At 57.3% G+C, this 16,361-nt stretch carries 15 protein-coding genes; all 15 read left to right on the top strand.

Translation table 11 applies throughout. The features are described from left to right. Positions 1 to 7: 7 nt before the first annotated feature. The 15 genes from mshL (at position 8) to QUE41_RS19550 (ending at position 16,343) form a co-directional block, all read left to right on the top strand. Positions 8 to 1,681 carry a pilus (MSHA type) biogenesis protein MshL gene (gene mshL / locus QUE41_RS19620; RefSeq protein ID WP_286340642.1) on the top strand — a complete coding sequence of 558 codons (1,674 nt, stop codon included), beginning with the start codon at positions 8 to 10 and terminating at the stop codon, positions 1,679 to 1,681. Between the two features lie 4 nt (positions 1,682 to 1,685). Next, positions 1,686 to 2,603, top strand: coding sequence for an ExeA family protein (locus QUE41_RS19615; RefSeq protein ID WP_286340641.1), 918 nt, complete (start codon positions 1,686 to 1,688; stop codon positions 2,601 to 2,603). Continuing rightward, positions 2,600 to 3,769 (top strand): tetratricopeptide repeat protein, encoded by a 1,170-nt coding sequence (locus QUE41_RS19610; protein ID WP_286340640.1) that lies wholly within the window; start codon positions 2,600 to 2,602, stop codon positions 3,767 to 3,769. The genes QUE41_RS19615 and QUE41_RS19610 overlap by 4 nt, the downstream gene beginning before the upstream one ends. Further along, entirely contained in the window at positions 3,766 to 5,520 is a 1,755-nt protein-coding gene (locus QUE41_RS19605) for a GspE/PulE family protein (protein WP_286340639.1), read from the top strand. The genes QUE41_RS19610 and QUE41_RS19605 overlap by 4 nt, the downstream gene beginning before the upstream one ends. A gap of 1 nt (position 5,521) precedes the next feature. Further along, the gene (locus tag QUE41_RS19600; RefSeq protein WP_286340638.1) at positions 5,522 to 6,739 is read left to right on the top strand and encodes a type II secretion system F family protein; all 1,218 of its coding nucleotides are present in this window, start codon (positions 5,522 to 5,524) and stop codon (positions 6,737 to 6,739) included. A gap of 2 nt (positions 6,740 to 6,741) precedes the next feature. Beyond that, positions 6,742 to 7,218, top strand: coding sequence for a hypothetical protein (locus tag QUE41_RS19595; RefSeq protein ID WP_286340637.1), 477 nt, complete (start codon positions 6,742 to 6,744; stop codon positions 7,216 to 7,218). Between the two features lie 101 nt (positions 7,219 to 7,319). After that, complete coding sequence (locus QUE41_RS19590; protein WP_286340636.1) at positions 7,320 to 7,910, top strand: prepilin-type N-terminal cleavage/methylation domain-containing protein; 591 nt, start codon at positions 7,320 to 7,322, stop codon at positions 7,908 to 7,910. Between the two features lie 31 nt (positions 7,911 to 7,941). Next, positions 7,942 to 8,448, top strand: coding sequence for a prepilin-type N-terminal cleavage/methylation domain-containing protein (locus tag QUE41_RS19585; RefSeq protein WP_286340635.1), 507 nt, complete (start codon positions 7,942 to 7,944; stop codon positions 8,446 to 8,448). A gap of 84 nt (positions 8,449 to 8,532) precedes the next feature. Beyond that, positions 8,533 to 9,003, top strand: coding sequence for a prepilin-type N-terminal cleavage/methylation domain-containing protein (locus QUE41_RS19580; protein ID WP_286340634.1), 471 nt, complete (start codon positions 8,533 to 8,535; stop codon positions 9,001 to 9,003). Between the two features lie 19 nt (positions 9,004 to 9,022). Next, the gene (locus QUE41_RS19575) at positions 9,023 to 9,502 is read left to right on the top strand and encodes a pilus assembly FimT family protein (RefSeq protein ID WP_286340633.1); all 480 of its coding nucleotides are present in this window, start codon (positions 9,023 to 9,025) and stop codon (positions 9,500 to 9,502) included. Continuing rightward, entirely contained in the window at positions 9,492 to 9,980 is a 489-nt protein-coding gene (locus QUE41_RS19570; RefSeq protein WP_286340632.1) for a type II secretion system protein, read from the top strand. The genes QUE41_RS19575 and QUE41_RS19570 overlap by 11 nt, the downstream gene beginning before the upstream one ends. Then, positions 9,980 to 10,753, top strand: coding sequence for a PulJ/GspJ family protein (locus tag QUE41_RS19565; protein WP_286340631.1), 774 nt, complete (start codon positions 9,980 to 9,982; stop codon positions 10,751 to 10,753). Before QUE41_RS19570 ends, QUE41_RS19565 begins: the two co-directional genes overlap by 1 nt. Then, complete coding sequence (locus QUE41_RS19560; RefSeq protein ID WP_286340630.1) at positions 10,743 to 11,174, top strand: hypothetical protein; 432 nt, start codon at positions 10,743 to 10,745, stop codon at positions 11,172 to 11,174. Before QUE41_RS19565 ends, QUE41_RS19560 begins: the two co-directional genes overlap by 11 nt. 1,608 nt (positions 11,175 to 12,782) lie before the next feature. After that, positions 12,783 to 15,098, top strand: coding sequence for a DUF6701 domain-containing protein (locus tag QUE41_RS19555; protein ID WP_286340629.1), 2,316 nt, complete (start codon positions 12,783 to 12,785; stop codon positions 15,096 to 15,098). A 204-nt stretch (positions 15,099 to 15,302) separates the two neighbouring features. Then, positions 15,303 to 16,343: a rod shape-determining protein gene (locus tag QUE41_RS19550; protein ID WP_286340628.1), complete on the top strand. Its 1,041-nt coding sequence runs from the start codon at positions 15,303 to 15,305 to the stop codon at positions 16,341 to 16,343. The last annotated feature ends 18 nt before the right edge of the window (positions 16,344 to 16,361 follow it).

The following is a 16,361-nucleotide window of genomic DNA, read 5'->3' as shown; positions in this document are numbered from 1 at the left end:
GGAATCGATGACCCTACTTCGTTGCCTGCCATTGGCGGCTGTGCTGTTGGCCGGCTGTCAGTCTCTGCCGGAGGACCGTCAAGATCCGGTGGATACTAAGCAGGCGCTGAACCGGGCGCTGGAGGAGCAGCAAGTAAAGAGCAATAAGGTAGCGCCGCCCATGGCGTTGCCGACGGACGTTGCCCAGGAACTGGCGGTCCCGCGCTTGCCGGATAGCCGCCGTGCCCAGCCCTTGGTGGACGTAGCAGCCAAGGATGTGGATGCACAGGTGTTCTTTGCCAGCCTGGTGGAGGGCAGCCGTTACAGCGTGGCGGTGCATCCCGGCGTTCAGGGCACCATCTCCCTGAATCTGAAGCAGGTGACCATCGATGAGGTACTGAAGACCGTCGAGGATATCTACGGTTACGATGTGCGTCGCAGCGGCCGGGTGTTGCAGGTCTACCCAACGGGTATGCGCTCCGAAACCTTTGCGGTGAACTACCTGCACATGAAGCGTGCGGGCCTGACGGTGACCAGTGTCAGCTCTGGTCGTCTGACTGATGACAACAACAACGGCAGTGGCTCCAACAACAACGACTCCAACAGCAATAACAATTCAAGTTCCGGCAATAACAACCAGAATGACAGCAGCAATGACCCCTCAGGCAGTGGCGAGGTCGCAACTGGCACTCGCATCGAGACGCTCAATGAAAGTCACTTCTGGGGTGAACTGAAAGAGAGTGTGACCACCCTTGTGGGATCCGGTCAGGGCCGCTCTGTGGTGGTTTTGCCCCAGGCGGGCCTGGTAACGGTACGGGCCAATCCTGAGGAGCTGCGCCTGGTGGGCGAGTTCCTGGGGCAGGCTCAGGAGCATATGCAACGCCAGGTGATTCTGGAAGCGCGCATTCTGGAAGTGCGGTTGAACGATGGATTCCAACAGGGAATTCAGTGGACTCTGCTGGACGATGGTCAGGGCGCCAGCAACGTCTGGTCCGGCGGCACCAGTGAGGGTGAGTTTGGTAACCAAGTCACTCAGGCGTTGGGTAATCTCACCAGCCTGACCTTCTCCAACTCCGATTTCAATGCGGTGATCAATCTGCTGGATACCCAGGGCGACGTGGATACCCTGTCCAGCCCAAGGGTAACCGCCACCAATAACCAGAAGGCCATCATCAAGGTGGGCACCGATGAGTATTTCGTCACCGAGGTGTCCAGTACCACCACGGTAGCTGGTAATACCGCCATCAATAATCCTGAGATTGAGCTGACCCCCTTCTTCTCCGGCATTGCCCTGGATGTGACCCCGCAGATCTCCAAAGAGGGTGAAGTGCTGCTGCACGTTCGTCCCTCTGTGTCCGACATCTCCGAGCAGGTGAAGTCCATCAACGTACTGGGTGACCTGGTGCAGCTGCCTTTGGCCCAGAGCGACATCCGTGAGTCCGATACCCTGGTGCGGGCCAGCAGCGGCGATGTGGTGGTAATTGGCGGTTTGATGAAGACCCTGAAAGAGGACATTGAGTCTAAGGTGCCTCTGCTGGGGGACATTCCCGGCCTGGGTATGCTGTTCACCAACACGTCTCAGCGGGAGTCCAAGACGGAGTTGGTGATTCTGCTCAAACCCACGGTGATTGAGAACGGCACCTGGAAACAGCAGCTGGAACAGTCTCAGACACTGATCGACACCTGGTACCCAACAAACTGAGTTTATGTATCTGTATCACTTTGGTTTAAGGGAGCTGCCTTTCTCCCTGACCCCCAACACTCAGTTCTTTATGCAGATAGCGCCCCATGTGGAGGCGCTTCAGGTTCTGCATACCGCCCTGGCGGCGGGTGAGGGGTTCATCAAGGTGACCGGCGAAGTGGGCACGGGTAAAACCCTGTTGTGCCGAAAGATGCTGAACGAGCTGGGGGATCAATATCAGATCGCCTACCTGCCCAACCCCTACCTGAAAGCCGATGAGCTTCGCCAGGCCGTCGCCGCCGAGTTGGGCATAGTCCCCAAGGGAGACCAGCATCACCTGACCGAGGCGATCAGCCACAGGCTGATGGAGCTGGCTGGTCAGGGTAAGCGGGTGGTACTGCTGCTCGATGAAGCCCAGGCGCTGCCTGATGAGAGCCTGGAGGCCCTGAGGCTGTTCACCAATCTGGAAACCGAGTACGCCAAGCTGATGCAGGTGGTGCTGTTTGGCCAGCCCGAGCTGGAACAGCGGCTGGCCGAGAGCAAGTTCCGTCAGCTTCGGCAGAGGATCACCTTCAGCTACAAGCTGAGAGGGCTGACTCTGGAGGAGACCTGCGGTTACGTGGAGCACCGGCTTGCGGTTGCTGGTTATCAGGGCAAACCCTTGTTCAACTGGCAGCAGATGGCCTGGTTGCACCGGGCGTCCGGGGGCATTCCCAGGTTGCTGAACGTGCTCTGCCATAAGGCGCTGATGCTTGCTTACGGGGCCGGTGAACGGGAAAAGGTCAGCAATGAGATGATTCGTTCTGCAGTATCCGATACCGAAGCGGCGCAGACCCTGCTCCCCTGGTGGCGGGAGAACCTGCTGATGGTGCTCTCTTTGACCATGTTGCTGCTGGCGGGTGCCGGATTGGCGTTGAGCCTCTATCTGGAGGGGCCCTTATGAGCGTCATCAACAAGATGCTGAAGGACCTGGACCAGCAGCAGCGTCAGAGGATTCTCCAGCCGAATCTGGCCAGTGCCACCCTGCCTCATCAGGGGCAGAATAAGCGCAGCGGCTGGTGGTGGATTCTGCTGCTCAGCCTGGTGCTGACCCTGGTGATCTGGGTGGGACTCTGGCCAAGACTGCAGGTGCGTCTGGCCGACAACTCCCCACAGCAGGGCGTTGAGGCGGTGAATCCGATGCCAGTTGTGCCTACAGAGGCACCGGCTGTGGCGAGTGAGCCGGGCACCACACCTGATGTTGAAGCCGCACCGATTGAGGCACAGCCTGAGCCTGTGCCGCAACCCGAACCTGAGGCTCTGGCCCATTCAACTGTTGCCGAACTTCCGCCAGAGATAAAGGCAGCACCTGGAGCGCCCGAGCCCCTCGCCAAGCCCAAAGGGGTGACCGAGCCGGTGACCCTGGATCTGGCCTCAACCCAAACCAACGGGGTAGAGGAGGTCGAGACGACCGATGTTGATGAGCCGCTAAGGTCGCCACAAACCGAAGAGACGGCACAGGTTACCGAGCCGAAGCCCAAGCGGCAGGTGATGGTGGTGGCGCCGGCCAAACTTTCCCATAAGCAGCAGGCACAGGCGCTCTACCAGCAGGGGAAGGAGCAGCAAGACACAGATGCATTGCGTCAGGCCCTGGCCCTGGACGCGTCTCTGCATCAGGCCCGGGTGCTGTTGGCTCAGCGTCTGGCAGTCAGTGATCCAGGGGAGGCTCTGGTGATTCTGGCGGAGGCCAGCCGCCGCTGGCCCGGGGAGCTGGATTACCCTCTTACCGCCGCCGAGGTCGCCCTGGGCTCCGGTGCCCGTGAGCAGGCGGCCCTGTGGCTGGGACAACTGAACCAACAACCCCTGTCGCTGCCGATGATGGCCCGGCGGGCGGATCTGGCCAGGGAGTTGTCGATGCTCACGCTGGCGGTTAATGATTACCGGGGACTGGCCAATGCCGATCCCCGTCAGGGGCGCTGGTGGCTGGGTCTGGCCCACAGCCTGGACCGGCTCGGCAACTATGGCGAGGCGGCTTCCGCTTACCGCCAGGCGTTGTCCACCCGCACTCTGTCGGACAGCGCCAGACGATACATTGAGCAGCGCTTGCAACAGCTTGGAGACGCAGGATGAAACCTCAGTTAAAACAGCGTTTGGGTGATTTGCTGGTCAGTCAGCAGATCATTACCGAAGAGCAGCTGAATCAGGCACTGACCGCCCAGCGCAGTGGTGGCCGTAAGCTGGGGCGTACCCTGATCGATCTCGGATTTATCGGCGAGGAGCAGCTGCTCTCTTTCCTCTCCAGGCAGATGAATGTGCCCTTCGTGGACATCAGTGAGCGTCGGCTCGACCCCAATGTGGTGAAGTTGATCCCCGAGATGCACGCCCGCCGCTTCCGCGCCCTGGTGATCGACGCCGACGACAATCGCGCCACCGTGGCCATGAGCGACCCGGCGGACCTGGCGGCTTACGACGCCATAGTGCCTATGCTATCTCCCCGTATGGTGGAGCTGGCCCTGGTGACCGAAAGCCAGTTGTTTGAGGGGATCGACAGCCTCTATCGCCAGACGGATCGCATCGCCTCCATCGCCGGTGAGCTGCAGCAGGAGCACCAGCAGGAGCAGGAGTTCGACCTGGCCAGCATCACGGCCCAGGATGCAGATAACGAAGCCACCGTGGTTCGGCTGCTCAACTCCATCTTCGAGGATGCCATCCGTATCCGGGCTTCGGACATCCACATTGAGCCCGGTGACAAGGAGCTGAGGATTCGCCAGCGGGTGGATGGTCAGCTTCAGGAAACCGTGCTGACCGAGTACGGCATTGCCGGTGCTCTGGTGCTGAGGATCAAATTGATGGCCAGCCTGGATATCTCCGAGAAAAGGATTCCCCAGGATGGCCGCTTCCACTTCGAAGTGGGTAAGCACCAACTGGATGTGCGGGTGTCCACCATGCCGGTTCAGTTTGGTGAGTCTGTGGTGATGCGATTGCTGGACCAGTCCGCTGGCTTACTGGAGCTGGAACAGACCGGGATGCCGGCGGAGATCATTGCCCGCCTGCGACACCAGATTAATCGCCCACACGGCATGATCCTGGTGACCGGGCCGACCGGCTCGGGTAAAACCACCACCCTCTATGCGGCACTGAATGAGCTGAACAAGCCCAACGCCAAGATCATCACCGTAGAGGACCCGGTGGAATACCGTTTGCCTCGAGTGAATCAGGTGCAGGTGAATCAGAAAATTGGCCTGGGCTTCTCCGAAGTACTGCGCACCACTTTGCGTCAGGATCCTGACATCATCATGGTCGGTGAGATGCGAGACCAGGAAACCGCCGAGATTGGTTTGCGAGGCGCGATCACCGGTCACCTGGTGCTCTCGACCCTGCACACCAACGACGCCATCACCTCGACCCTGCGATTGATTGATATGGGGGCGGCCCCTTATCTGGTGGCCAGTGCCCTGCGGGCGATCATCGCCCAGCGACTGGTACGGCGCATCTGTCCACGCTGTGGTGAGGACCACACGCCGCCACCTTCCGAGATGGCTTGGTTGCGCCATATTCAGCCCCAGGTGGAGCACGAATCCCAGAATTACCGTAAAGGCCGGGGCTGCCAATACTGCAACCATACTGGTTATCGTGGCCGTATCGGTGTGTTCGAGATGCTGGAGCTGGATGAGCCCATGGTGGAAGCGCTGCGTAAGGGCAGCCCGGATGAGTTTGCCGCCGCGGTGCGCAACAGCGGTCAGTTCCGCCCCTTGGTGGACAGTGCGCTGGAGTATGCCTCTCAAGGGATCACCAGCATCGAAGATGCCATGCGCCTGGCCGAGGATGTCAGTGAACTGGCCTCCCCTCTGATTGACCGTGCCCGCGAGATGAGAGGCTGATATGGCGCACTACCGATATCAGGGGCGGGATGGCAGTGGTACCCAGGTGGAAGGGGTGCTGGAAGCGGCCAATGAGAGTGCCGCCGCCGATCAACTGATGCGCCGCGCCATAGTGCCGCTGCGCATCGAGCTGAAGCGGGAGTCTCAGAGCATCGATCTCAAGGTGCTGTTCCGCCGCAAGGTGAAGATGGCAGACTTGCAGATGTTTACCCGCCAGATGCTGTCTCTGACTCGCTCAGGCATCCCTTTGCTGCGTGCTATTAACGGTCTGGCGGAGTCCACCCACTGCAAGGTGTTGTCTGAGGCTCTTAAAGAGGTGGCCAGTCAACTGACGTCGGGCTATGCCCTCTCGTCGGCCCTGAATCAGCACCCCCACGTATTCAACGAGCTGTATGTGGCCATGGTGCACGTGGGCGAAAACACCGGTCAGTTGGACCAGGCGTTTGAGCGTCTGTCCGTTCACCTTGAGATGGAGCAGGACACCAAGCGCCGCATCAATACTGCACTGCGTTACCCTATCCTGGTGCTGGCGTTTATCGCCATCGCCCTGGTGGTGATTAACGTTTTGGTGATCCCTGAGTTTGCCAAGATGTTTGCCAAGTTTGGCGCCGAGTTGCCTCTGCCCACCCGTATCCTGATTGGCACTTCAGACTTTTTCCTCAACTATTGGCCGCTGTTGATTGTCGGGCTGGTGGGCACCATCTTCGGCTGGCGTGTTTGGTTGAATACGGACAAGGGGCGCTGGACCTTCGACCGATTCAAGCTGCGCATGCCCATTATCGGCACCATCCTCGACAGGGCGACTCTGGCCCGGTTTGCCCGAAGCCTGTCGATGATGCTGCGAGGCGGCGTGCCCGTGAACCAGTCCCTCTCTCTGGTGGCCGATGCGGTGGACAATCGCTATATGCACGACCGCATTGTTGAGATGCGCCGTGGCATTGAGGGGGGCGAATCCATCACCCGTACTGCGGCCCAGTCGCAGCTGTTCACTCCTCTGGTGCTGCAGATGTTGTCGGTGGGCGAGGAAACCGGACGCATCGACGAACTGCTGGATGATGCTGCCGAGTACTATGAGCGGGAGGTGGATTACGACCTCAAGACACTGACCGCCAAGATTGAGCCGATCCTGCTGATCATTGTGGCGGCCATGGTGATGGTGCTGGCCCTGGGTGTGTATCTGCCTATGTGGGACATGTTCAGTGCCTACAAGGGCGGATAGTGATGAATCTGCATCAGAGGGTGGAGTTGCGCTTAAAACGCGATTTTTCCCAGTTGCTCACCCTGGTGGTGGTGTTGGCGGTGATGTTTTTGCTGCTGCGTGGCTGGAACAATAAGCAGCCCGAGATTGACAGAAATTTGGCCTATATCCTGCAGGGGAGACTTGTGACCAGTGTCAACCTGGCGCGGGTTAGCTGGATGCAACAGGGCAGACCGAAAGAGATTTTTTGGACTGCTCCGACCTCTGACGCAGGGTCGGGCCCGATTCAGACAAAAATGCAGGTAAATGATCGAGGTTGGCCCGATCCTGTAAGTAACTGTGCTAATTGGTGGTCTATGATGATGGGGAGGGAGTTGTCCAACAGCAATGTAACTCTTCGTAAAGATGGCAAGAGTTGCTGGGTCAGTTTTCACTCACAGCCGTTTCTACGGTATGATTCCGCCACAGGAAGCGTCATTTTGTTGTCGGACGACGAATAATCGTCACTTTTGGCATATAAGATTTTGTTTTAGGTACCCTAAGGGTACAATTTGTTTGGGATCACACTTTTTCTTTTTTGAGCGACAAAAGGAAGCGAAACATGAAAAGACAAACCGGTTTCTCTCTGGTTGAGTTGGTTATCGTGGTTGTAGTGCTGGGCCTGCTGGCCGCTGTAGCGCTTCCCCACTTTATTGATATTACCGATCAGGCCGAAGACGCGGCCTCTGAGGGCGTAGCAGGTGGCTTTGCTTCTGCCGTGGGCATTACCCGTGCTCAGTGGGAAGTGGAAGGTCGTCCGGATGACGGAAATGTGGTCCTCGATGGTCAGTACGTGAATGTAAATGACTACGGCTACCCGTCGGGCCAGCAGGGTCAGGCGCCTACAAGCATGAACGCAACGCGCTGCCTGAACGTCTTTAACGAAATTCTACAAAGCCCACCGCCAGCAGTACTGCGTAGCGCAAACGCGGCTGATTTGGCAGATGCCCGTTACGCAGTAGATGTGAGCGGCGGCACTGGTGGCAGCTTGGTGATTCCCGGTGGAACTGATATTACCGGCCTGGATGAGTGCTACTACGTCCAGCTGGCGACTCTGGACACCAGTAACATGCCAGCCAGCTTCGATGGCGGCCAAGGAAAAGGCTTCAAATACAACCCTGGTACTGGCCAGGTTGTGACCTTCTCCAACTAAGACTTGTTGTAACTAGTACGGAATTAAGATTATGAAAGCACAACGTGGTTTTACCCTGATTGAACTGGTGGTGGTGATCATCGTTCTGGGCATCCTGGCAGTGACTGCCGCACCTAAGTTTATTGACCTGCAGACTGATGCTCGCGCTGCGACCTTGCAAGGTGCCAAGGGTGCTTTGCAAAGTGCCAATGCTCTGGTTTATTCCAAAGCAGCCATCAATAACGATTTGTCACTGAACTGTACTTTGGCTTCCAAACCTGCAGGCTGCGATGACATTAGTGTAGAGGGAAGCTCTACTGCTGTGACCCCAGTTTTTGGCTCTCTTGCTGCCGACAAGGATCAAATTCAAGCCGCTGCTGATCTTACTGATGCAGAATGGGGCGTGGATGATAGTACTACTTCCGGAACTGTGTATATCACTCCTGAAGGCGTTAGTGTGGTGACTGGCGCTGATAAGTCCAAAGCTTGTCAGTTGGAGTATGTTCCTGCGACCAGCAGTGCGGTAGCTCAGTACACCATCGAAGATAATGGCTGTTAATCAGTCGTAATTTTTGGGAAGCGCTTTGCGCTTCCCGGTTTAATCGCCACGAGTGGCGACTTTTGACCTTTTGGGATTCTTGTTATGAAGCGACAGTCCGGTTTTACCCTGATTGAGTTGGTGGTAGTGATTATCGTGCTGGGTATCCTGGCCGTTACTGCCGCTCCTAAGTTCATCAACCTGCAGAATGATGCCCGCAAGGCCACTCTGGATGGCATGAAAGCCTCGGTACAGGGGGCCAACTCCCTGGTCTACGCCAAGGCAGCCATCGAAGGCAAAGAGAATGAATCAAGCGACAGCGTAGCTGGTGTGGCCATCGTGAATGGTTACGTTGCACCTACCTTTGCTGCTCTGGACGAAGCGGTAGATGCTGACTTCGGCAGTGCCAAACTGGCTGCGGCTGACACTGTTGCTACTGCAGAATGGGGCATCTTCGAAGGCACCAATACCGCAACTATTGTGCCTAACGGTTTCGCTTCCAATGGCACCTGTAAGCTGACTTACACCAATACCGCCGGTGTAGTAAGTTACGTTGTCGACGGTACTGGCTGTTAATCCAATTTAGGATTGGCCTATGGGGCGGCAGAATCGAGGTTTTACTCTGGTAGAGCTGGTGACCATCATTCTTTTGGTCACCATACTCTCTGTCGCCGCCATGACCCGGTTTCTGGGGGCGGACCAATTCGCGGTCCGCGCCGCCCAGGACCAACTCCTTTCTGAACTCTCCTATCTGCAACAACTCTCCCTGGCTGGGCAAAATTGCCAACTGAGCGTCGCGCCTCGCGGTTTCTGGCTGTCCGCCACCTGTGGTTCACCGGCTCGGCAAAGCCGCCAGGAGCAGTGTGACTCAGGGGATACCATCACCAACGGTGTCTGCCTTAATGATGGCGTCGGCCTGAATATGGCAGGCAATACCACCTTCACCCTGGGGATGGATGATCTGGGGCGAATCACAGGCTGTACTCTCACCGGCGGCATCTGCCGTTTGACCCTCACCGGCAGTGAAACCCTCGCGGTGTGCATCGAATCTGAGGGGTACATCCATGGCTGCTAACAACCGCGGTTTTACCCTGCTGGAGATGGTGGTGGGCATGGTGGTGATGGGCATCGCTCTGGTGATGCTGGCCACTTTGGTGTTCCCCCAGGCGGAGCGGGCGGCTCAGAGTCTCTATCAGGTTCGCGCTGCCCAGCTTGGGCAGGCGGTGATGGGCGAGCTGATGGGAAGGCAGTTTGATCGCAATACGCCCAATGGTGGCGGTCGGGTCACCAACCTGAATTGCACCAAGGTGACGGCCGGCAACGACCCGACGGCCTGGGCCTTTTTAGAGGACTACAACGGCTATCGTGGCAATGCCGATGACCTGCTGGGGAACAGTGCCTATGAGCGCTTCCAACTGGAGGTGGATATCAGCTGCAACACCGCAGCGGTCGGCAGTACCAACTGGTCCGGCGGTGCCAAGGTGATCACCATTACCGCCGTGGCGCCGGACGGCAGCCGCTACCCCTTCCAGATGGTGAGGGGGAACTTCTGATGCGAGCGCGCGGTTTTACCCTGATGGAGCTGGTGATAACTATCATGTTGCTGAGCATTGTCTCCATCGGTGTCTCCAGCTTTGTCACCTACGCCACCCGCATCTATGCGGACAGTCAGGCATGGTCAGAGTCCATCAGCCAGTATCGTTTTGGCCTGCAGCGCCTGTCGAGAGAGCTGAGGGATGCTCTGCCAGGCAGTGTCTCTGTCGGTGCCAATGGCACCAGTCAGTGTGTGAACTTCCGTCCCATTATCGATAGCGGTCACTTCATTGAGGCGCCGGTGCACAATAATGCACGGCAGATCTCCATTTTTGCCATGCCTTGCTGCACGACGGCGAACTGCAATGCCTGCAACATGGGACAAGGGCTGGCGATTCTTGATGGGTACTCAGTGCCAGCGACTTTGCCACAAGTGAACGCATCGAGTTGCAGCAATGGCATCTGTACCCTGACTCTGGATCAGGACCTGACTCAGGGGGATTTCTCCGTGGGTAAGCGCTTCTTCGTGGCGGGAAACAGTGTCAGCTACTGCCTGAGTAACACAGGCAATCTCAGCCGTTCATCGAATGGGAGCACCAGCTTGATGGGGGAGGGGTTCAGCAACAACCTGGGTGGTTGCGATCTGTCGGACAGAGACAATGAACAGTGCCCCTTCACTCTATTGCCCCCCAGTCTTGCCAGAAACAATGTGGTCAAGCTGCAGTTCTGGCTGACCGAGGCGGGTCAGACCCAACGCTTTGCTCAGGAGGTCCAGGTTGAAAATGTCCCCTGACAAACAGCGTGGCTCTACCCTGATCATCGCCCTGTTTATCGTGGTGGTGATGTTGGTGCTGGGGGTGACTCTGGTGCAGATGCTGGACAGCCAGGATGACCAGATGGTGCTTGAGGTCAACGGCGCTCGCACCTGGTCCGCCGGCCAGGCCGGCCTGGATTGGGGGCTGGCACAGGTTCTTAATCGGGGCGCGGTGGCAGCCAATACCGCCTGTACTGCGGCCAGCACCACTTTGAGTGGCGGCGCCGGCTTGCCGACTGGCGCCGGTTTGGGTAGTTGTCGGGTTCAGGTCAGTTGCGATCACACGGCTTTCTCTTTGGGTGGCGATGTGCGTAATCGCTTTATCATCAGCTCCAACGCCAGTTGCGGAACCGGAGGTCTGGCGGTTAGCCGCGCCTTCGAGTCCCAGGCGTTTGATTAGGGTCAGGAGAAGACGATGCTGAGAATCTTCACTTCACTGTTACTCCTAATTAGCTGGCAGGCGCTGGCCATTGAGCAGTGTGACGAACGTTTCCCGACTCCGGTGAATGGTTACAAGTCGAGTACCAAGCTTAAAGGTGAGGAAAACGGCAATATTACCGGGACCACCAGTGGCAACCTGGGCTTCTCCAACGACAATAAATTTGACCTAAAATCGCAGTTCCGTTGTGACGGTGGCTCCTGTGTTGCCTCGGGAGATCGGGCTGATTCTGTGTCCTTCCCTAGCTTCAAAAATGCCAGTGGTAACGAGGAAATTGAGCTGAACAACAATGCTTCTCGAACACTTACCTCGTCTGATGGCTTCAATTTTAAAGAGATAAAACTGAAGTATGGCAGCTCATTGAACTTTGTTGCCGGGCAAGAGTATCGAATCAAAGAGCTGAAGATGGAGGAGCGCACTACAGCTAACTTTGGCAGTGGAACTTATTGGATTGATGAGCTTAAGCTGAAGTATCTAGCTCAGATCTCTCTTAGTGACGATACGGTTCTTTATGTGAAGGACCTTAAGATGGAAGAGTCTTCGTCTATAAATATCAGTCAGGTATCTGGAAACTATGTGCCTGGACGTTTGGACCTTTGGGTCTACGACGATCTGGAAATGAAGTCCCAATCTCAGCTGGCTGCCTTTGTATACGTTAAGAAAAAAGCAGAGATAAAGGAAAATGCCACCCTAAGGGGGAGCCTGACTGCTGGCAACGAGATCATCATCAAATCCGGGGCGCTGGTGCAAGGGGGATACTCCTGCTCTTCCGGCCCAGAGCCAACCACTAAGTACATCCGTTTTGGCCGGGCGGATGTCAGCTCTGGTGCGGCCTATGTTAGCTTTGACGGCTATACAGGTTCTGAAACCCCTTTGCTGTTTGTGATGCCCCCCATCAGCAAGACCAATATTAACAACCAGCAACCAGAGTCTGCAGTGGTTGACGGCATTGATATTAATGGTGCAAATATTTCTACCTGGTTGCCACCTGGCTCTTCCCAGTCAAGCATCAATACAGTGGATTATCTTGTTATTGAACCAGGGTTGCACCACCTTGCTGACAGAAGTGGTCAAGTAAGGGTGACCATAGAAGCGGATTCTTACAGAACATGTACTTATCAAGGAAAGGAATCCTCCGGTTGGGACGGCTGCAGTAAAGGTTTGAATAACATCAGCTTTAGCTATGGGTTTGGAAGCTCTGTGGCTGTTCTTGGTGAGCTTCAGACGCACAATGCTCATGACAGTTGGTGGTACGGTGTTCTAGCCCCGTTTTACACTGTGAATATTCAAAATGTCTCTGGAAGCGGCGCCAGTTTCAGCCTGGAAGGCAGTGAAGTATCAAACCGTTTCTCAGACAGAGACTGGGCAGGTACTGATCAAGAAACCTTGGCTTATCTTGCTGTTGAGGGGGAAGGTGAAGTACTGATTGGTGGCAGCTATCGATTGGTTGAGTCCGGAAACAACCTGTTTAGCCATGACAAAAGTGCCAGCAGCCATACTGTTACCCGAAATCTTCAGCAGCAGTGCAGTAGCAGCAATGATCAAGCGTTTAGCCAGAACTTTCCTTCGGTGCCTTACCTGTTTGCGGATAAGAACACTCGCCACGGCGGTGACGGTGGCTGGGCCCGGGTGTGCACCCTAACTGAGGACGTGGTAAACGTTGTTATTGAGGAGGACATTGCCCTCGATAATGATCGCCAGCACTATCGTGAGCAGTTCGGTTTCCTGGCCATCGAGGGGCCTCAGGATCAGCCTGCGGCCACAATGCGACTGCGCCACCCTGATACTGCCATCAGCTGTGCCGGTGCCGAGGTGGTGGTGGATGTCTGCAGTAACAGCAATTGCACAGCGTTCGACACCAGCAATACCTATTCTCTGGCCCTGACCGCCACGGGTTCGGTGACCTGGCAAAACCTGCGCACCGGCGACACCGGCTCGACCCTGCAGGTGCAGCACAATGATCGGCTGCGCCTGTGGCAATCCGACGCCATCAACAATGTCGATGTGACCATAGGGGTGTCTTCCCACGCCAGTCAGTGTCTGAGTGGCGATGGTGACAGCGATTGCCTGATTACCTTCACCCCCAGCGGCTTGCTGTTAAGCACCGGCCAGAACTATCAGACCTCCTGTAAGACCGGAGACAATCTTCAGGTGTCCGTGGTGGAGACCAACACTCAGGATCCTCAGCAGTGTTTGCCGGTGACCGCCGGGGATGAGCCTGTGGCCTTTACGTTCCAGTATGCCAACCCCTCCAGTGGCCTCAGTGTTTCTGAGCCCCTGCTGATTGATGGTGTTTCGCTGAACACCGGCGAAGCGTTGACCCGTCAGATGAACTTTGAGACCGACGGCATCGATCAACTGCCGATTCAATACAATGAAGCGGGCAGGCTCAAGGTGTCGGCGACCATGCTTCGGGGAACTGGCTCTGGCCAGGTCACCCTGACCGGGGAGGCGGATGTGGACTGGCTGCCGGCGGGGCTGCACATCAGCGCCGGCGACGCCCTGTGCACCGCCGGTGATGAAAGTTGCGATCCCCTGATGAAGGCGGGGAACAGTGTGGACGTGAATGTGACCGCCCACTGCTGGGTTTCCAATGATGACGGGAATTTCGGCAACAACCCCAGAACCCGCAACTTCCGCCACAGCGGCATCGATCTCGAGCCTGAGCTGGTGGCACCCAGTGGCGGCCAGAACAGCGCCGACCTGCCGGCGGATGCCAGCGGCAATGCGGTGATTGGTAATGACGGCAGCGGTACCGTGGCCAGGGTGCTGGATGAGGTCGGCGTATTCCGTTTCGTGCCCAAGAACGACATCGACTACCTGGGTCATCAACTGGCCAAGAGCAATGCCAGTGCCGCCAATATTGGCCGGGTGACGCCAGCCTATCTGGGGGCAGAGACCTCCAGTACGGCTCTGGGCGCCTACTGCAACAGCTTTAGTTATCTGGGCCAGCCCGTGCCCTATACTTCGTCCCCAGTGTTGACCGTGACCGGCTATGCCGTCGACGGCAGCGTCACCCAAAACTTTGATTCGGCATTCTGGAATCTGCCCAACCCCATGAGTTCCAGGGCCTATGCCACCCAGAATGCATCGGTCAGCGTGCAGGAGCCCAGTGGCATCGCCGTGACCGAGTCGGACGCCAATGATCTGGATGGCAGCCGCCGCTTCAGCGTCGACAAGAGCTGGATAAGCTTTACCAGGCCAACCGCACCGGTTGCACCTCTGGGCACCACCGCCTCCGGCAGTCAGACTACCTTGAACCTGCCAGCTGCCGCGTTCACCGTCAGCGGCGATCAGTTGTGCCTGGGGCAGTGGGGCAGCTGTGAAAGTGCCGCCTTTACCACCTTGAGTGGCGGTACCAGTCTGGGTTACATCCAGGGCCCGCAGCTGCGCTATGGACGCGCCGTGCTGGCCAGTGCCTATGGCAGTGAAAATCAGGTGGTGCGAATGCCCCTGACCCTGGAGTATTTCAACGGTCTGCAGTTCGCCACCAACTTGCTGGATACCGGCTTCTACGGGGACGGACGCGCCCTGAACGCGGGATCTCCTGCCACTTCGGGCAGGGTCACCCTGACCGGTTCCCTGAATCCGCTGCCGGTGACTTCAGGTCAGGCGTACTCCCTGTCCGGCATCTTTGGGTCACTCTCTATTGCAGGGGCCGGCGCGGTGACCAATCCGCCGCTGACCCTGGAGTATCACCTGGAGCACCCCTTTGCCAGTCAGACTGGCTGCACCTTCCCGGAGGCGTCCTCCATGGCGCCCACCTGGCTGCAGTGGTACTGGGACAAAGACCATCCCTCGGTGCTGCAGAACCCCAGCGCCGAGGTGACCCTTGGTCGGTATCGGGGTCACGATAAAGTGATCTACCGCCGAGAGGTGTTCTGAGGATTCTGGGAAACTTAACCTTACAAAAAGGCGCTTTTTAAGCCGCGGCTGAAGGCTGGTGTCGGAAAATTGGAGCAAGTCGATTTTTCGTCACTGCGAAATAACCATTAACCCCAGTAGTAAAGCGGGTTGTGGATTGGTCGGGGCGTTGGTAAAGTTAGCTGATTTTCGCATTTCTTACCGTTTCGCATACAGGGCTGGTACATGTTCAAAAAGCTTCGTGGAGTTTTCTCCAACGACCTATCTATCGATTTAGGTACCGCCAACACGCTGATCTACGTAAAAGATCAGGGAATCGTCCTGAATGAGCCATCCGTAGTGGCCATCCGTCAGGAGGGGCCCAACGCCAAGAGCGTTGCAGCCGTTGGTAGTGCAGCTAAGCGTATGCTGGGGCGTACCCCAGGCAACATCAAGGCAATCCGCCCCATGAAAGACGGTGTGATCGCCGACTTTATGGTGTGTGAGAAGATGCTGCAGTACTTCATCAAACAGGTACACGACAGCGGTCTGTTCCGCCCAAGCCCCCGGGTTCTGATCTGCGTTCCCTGTGGTTCCACCCAGGTTGAGCGTCGTGCCATCCGCGAATCAGCCCTGGGTGCCGGTGCCCGCGAAGTCTATCTGATTGACGAGCCCATGGCGGCGGCCATCGGTGCTGGCCTGCCGGTGTCTGAAGCCACAGGTTCCATGGTGGTGGACATCGGTGGTGGTACTACCGAAGTGGCGATCATCTCCCTGAACGGCGTGGTGTACTCCGCCTCTGCCCGTGTGGGTGGTGACAAGTTTGATGAAGCGATCATCAACTACGTGCGCCGCAACTACGGCAGTCTGATTGGTGAAGCCACCGCCGAGCGCATCAAGCACGAGATCGGTTCCGCCTACCCAGGTGATGAGGTTCGCGAAATCGAAGTGCGCGGCCGCAACCTGGCCGAGGGTGTGCCACGCAGCTTCACCCTGAACAGCAACGAAATTCTGGAAGCCCTGCAGGAGCCTCTGTCCGGCATCGTCAGCGCCGTGATGACCGCCCTGGAGCAGTCCCCACCAGAACTGGCTTCCGACATCTCCGAGCGCGGTATGGTGCTCACCGGTGGTGGCGCCATGCTGCGTGACCTGGACCACCTGCTGCAGGAGGAGACCGGCATCCCCGTGGTGATTGCCGATGAGCCTCTGACCTGTGTTGCCCTGGGCGGTGGTAAGGCCCTGGAGATGATCGACGTCCACGGCGGTGACATCTTCGCCGAAGAGTAATTGGCGGATTACCGCTGA

It is taken from the genome of Ferrimonas sp. YFM, from assembly GCF_030296015.1.
Lineage (GTDB): Bacteria > Pseudomonadota > Gammaproteobacteria > Enterobacterales > Shewanellaceae > Ferrimonas.
Note: the sequence above shows the minus strand (reverse complement) of the source record. Positions and strands in the feature narration are given on the sequence as shown.

Coding starts and splice junctions, on each gene's coding strand:
- mshL (WP_286340642.1), top strand. CDS start 8: ATGACCCTACTTCGTTGCCTGCCATTGGCGGCTGTGCTGTTGGCCGGC.
- QUE41_RS19615 (WP_286340641.1), top strand. CDS start 1,686: ATGTATCTGTATCACTTTGGTTTAAGGGAGCTGCCTTTCTCCCTGACC.
- QUE41_RS19610 (WP_286340640.1), top strand. CDS start 2,600: ATGAGCGTCATCAACAAGATGCTGAAGGACCTGGACCAGCAGCAGCGT.
- QUE41_RS19605 (WP_286340639.1), top strand. CDS start 3,766: ATGAAACCTCAGTTAAAACAGCGTTTGGGTGATTTGCTGGTCAGTCAG.
- QUE41_RS19600 (WP_286340638.1), top strand. CDS start 5,522: ATGGCGCACTACCGATATCAGGGGCGGGATGGCAGTGGTACCCAGGTG.
- QUE41_RS19595 (WP_286340637.1), top strand. CDS start 6,742: ATGAATCTGCATCAGAGGGTGGAGTTGCGCTTAAAACGCGATTTTTCC.
- QUE41_RS19590 (WP_286340636.1), top strand. CDS start 7,320: ATGAAAAGACAAACCGGTTTCTCTCTGGTTGAGTTGGTTATCGTGGTT.
- QUE41_RS19585 (WP_286340635.1), top strand. CDS start 7,942: ATGAAAGCACAACGTGGTTTTACCCTGATTGAACTGGTGGTGGTGATC.
- QUE41_RS19580 (WP_286340634.1), top strand. CDS start 8,533: ATGAAGCGACAGTCCGGTTTTACCCTGATTGAGTTGGTGGTAGTGATT.
- QUE41_RS19575 (WP_286340633.1), top strand. CDS start 9,023: ATGGGGCGGCAGAATCGAGGTTTTACTCTGGTAGAGCTGGTGACCATC.
- QUE41_RS19570 (WP_286340632.1), top strand. CDS start 9,492: ATGGCTGCTAACAACCGCGGTTTTACCCTGCTGGAGATGGTGGTGGGC.
- QUE41_RS19565 (WP_286340631.1), top strand. CDS start 9,980: ATGCGAGCGCGCGGTTTTACCCTGATGGAGCTGGTGATAACTATCATG.
- QUE41_RS19560 (WP_286340630.1), top strand. CDS start 10,743: ATGTCCCCTGACAAACAGCGTGGCTCTACCCTGATCATCGCCCTGTTT.
- QUE41_RS19550 (WP_286340628.1), top strand. CDS start 15,303: ATGTTCAAAAAGCTTCGTGGAGTTTTCTCCAACGACCTATCTATCGAT.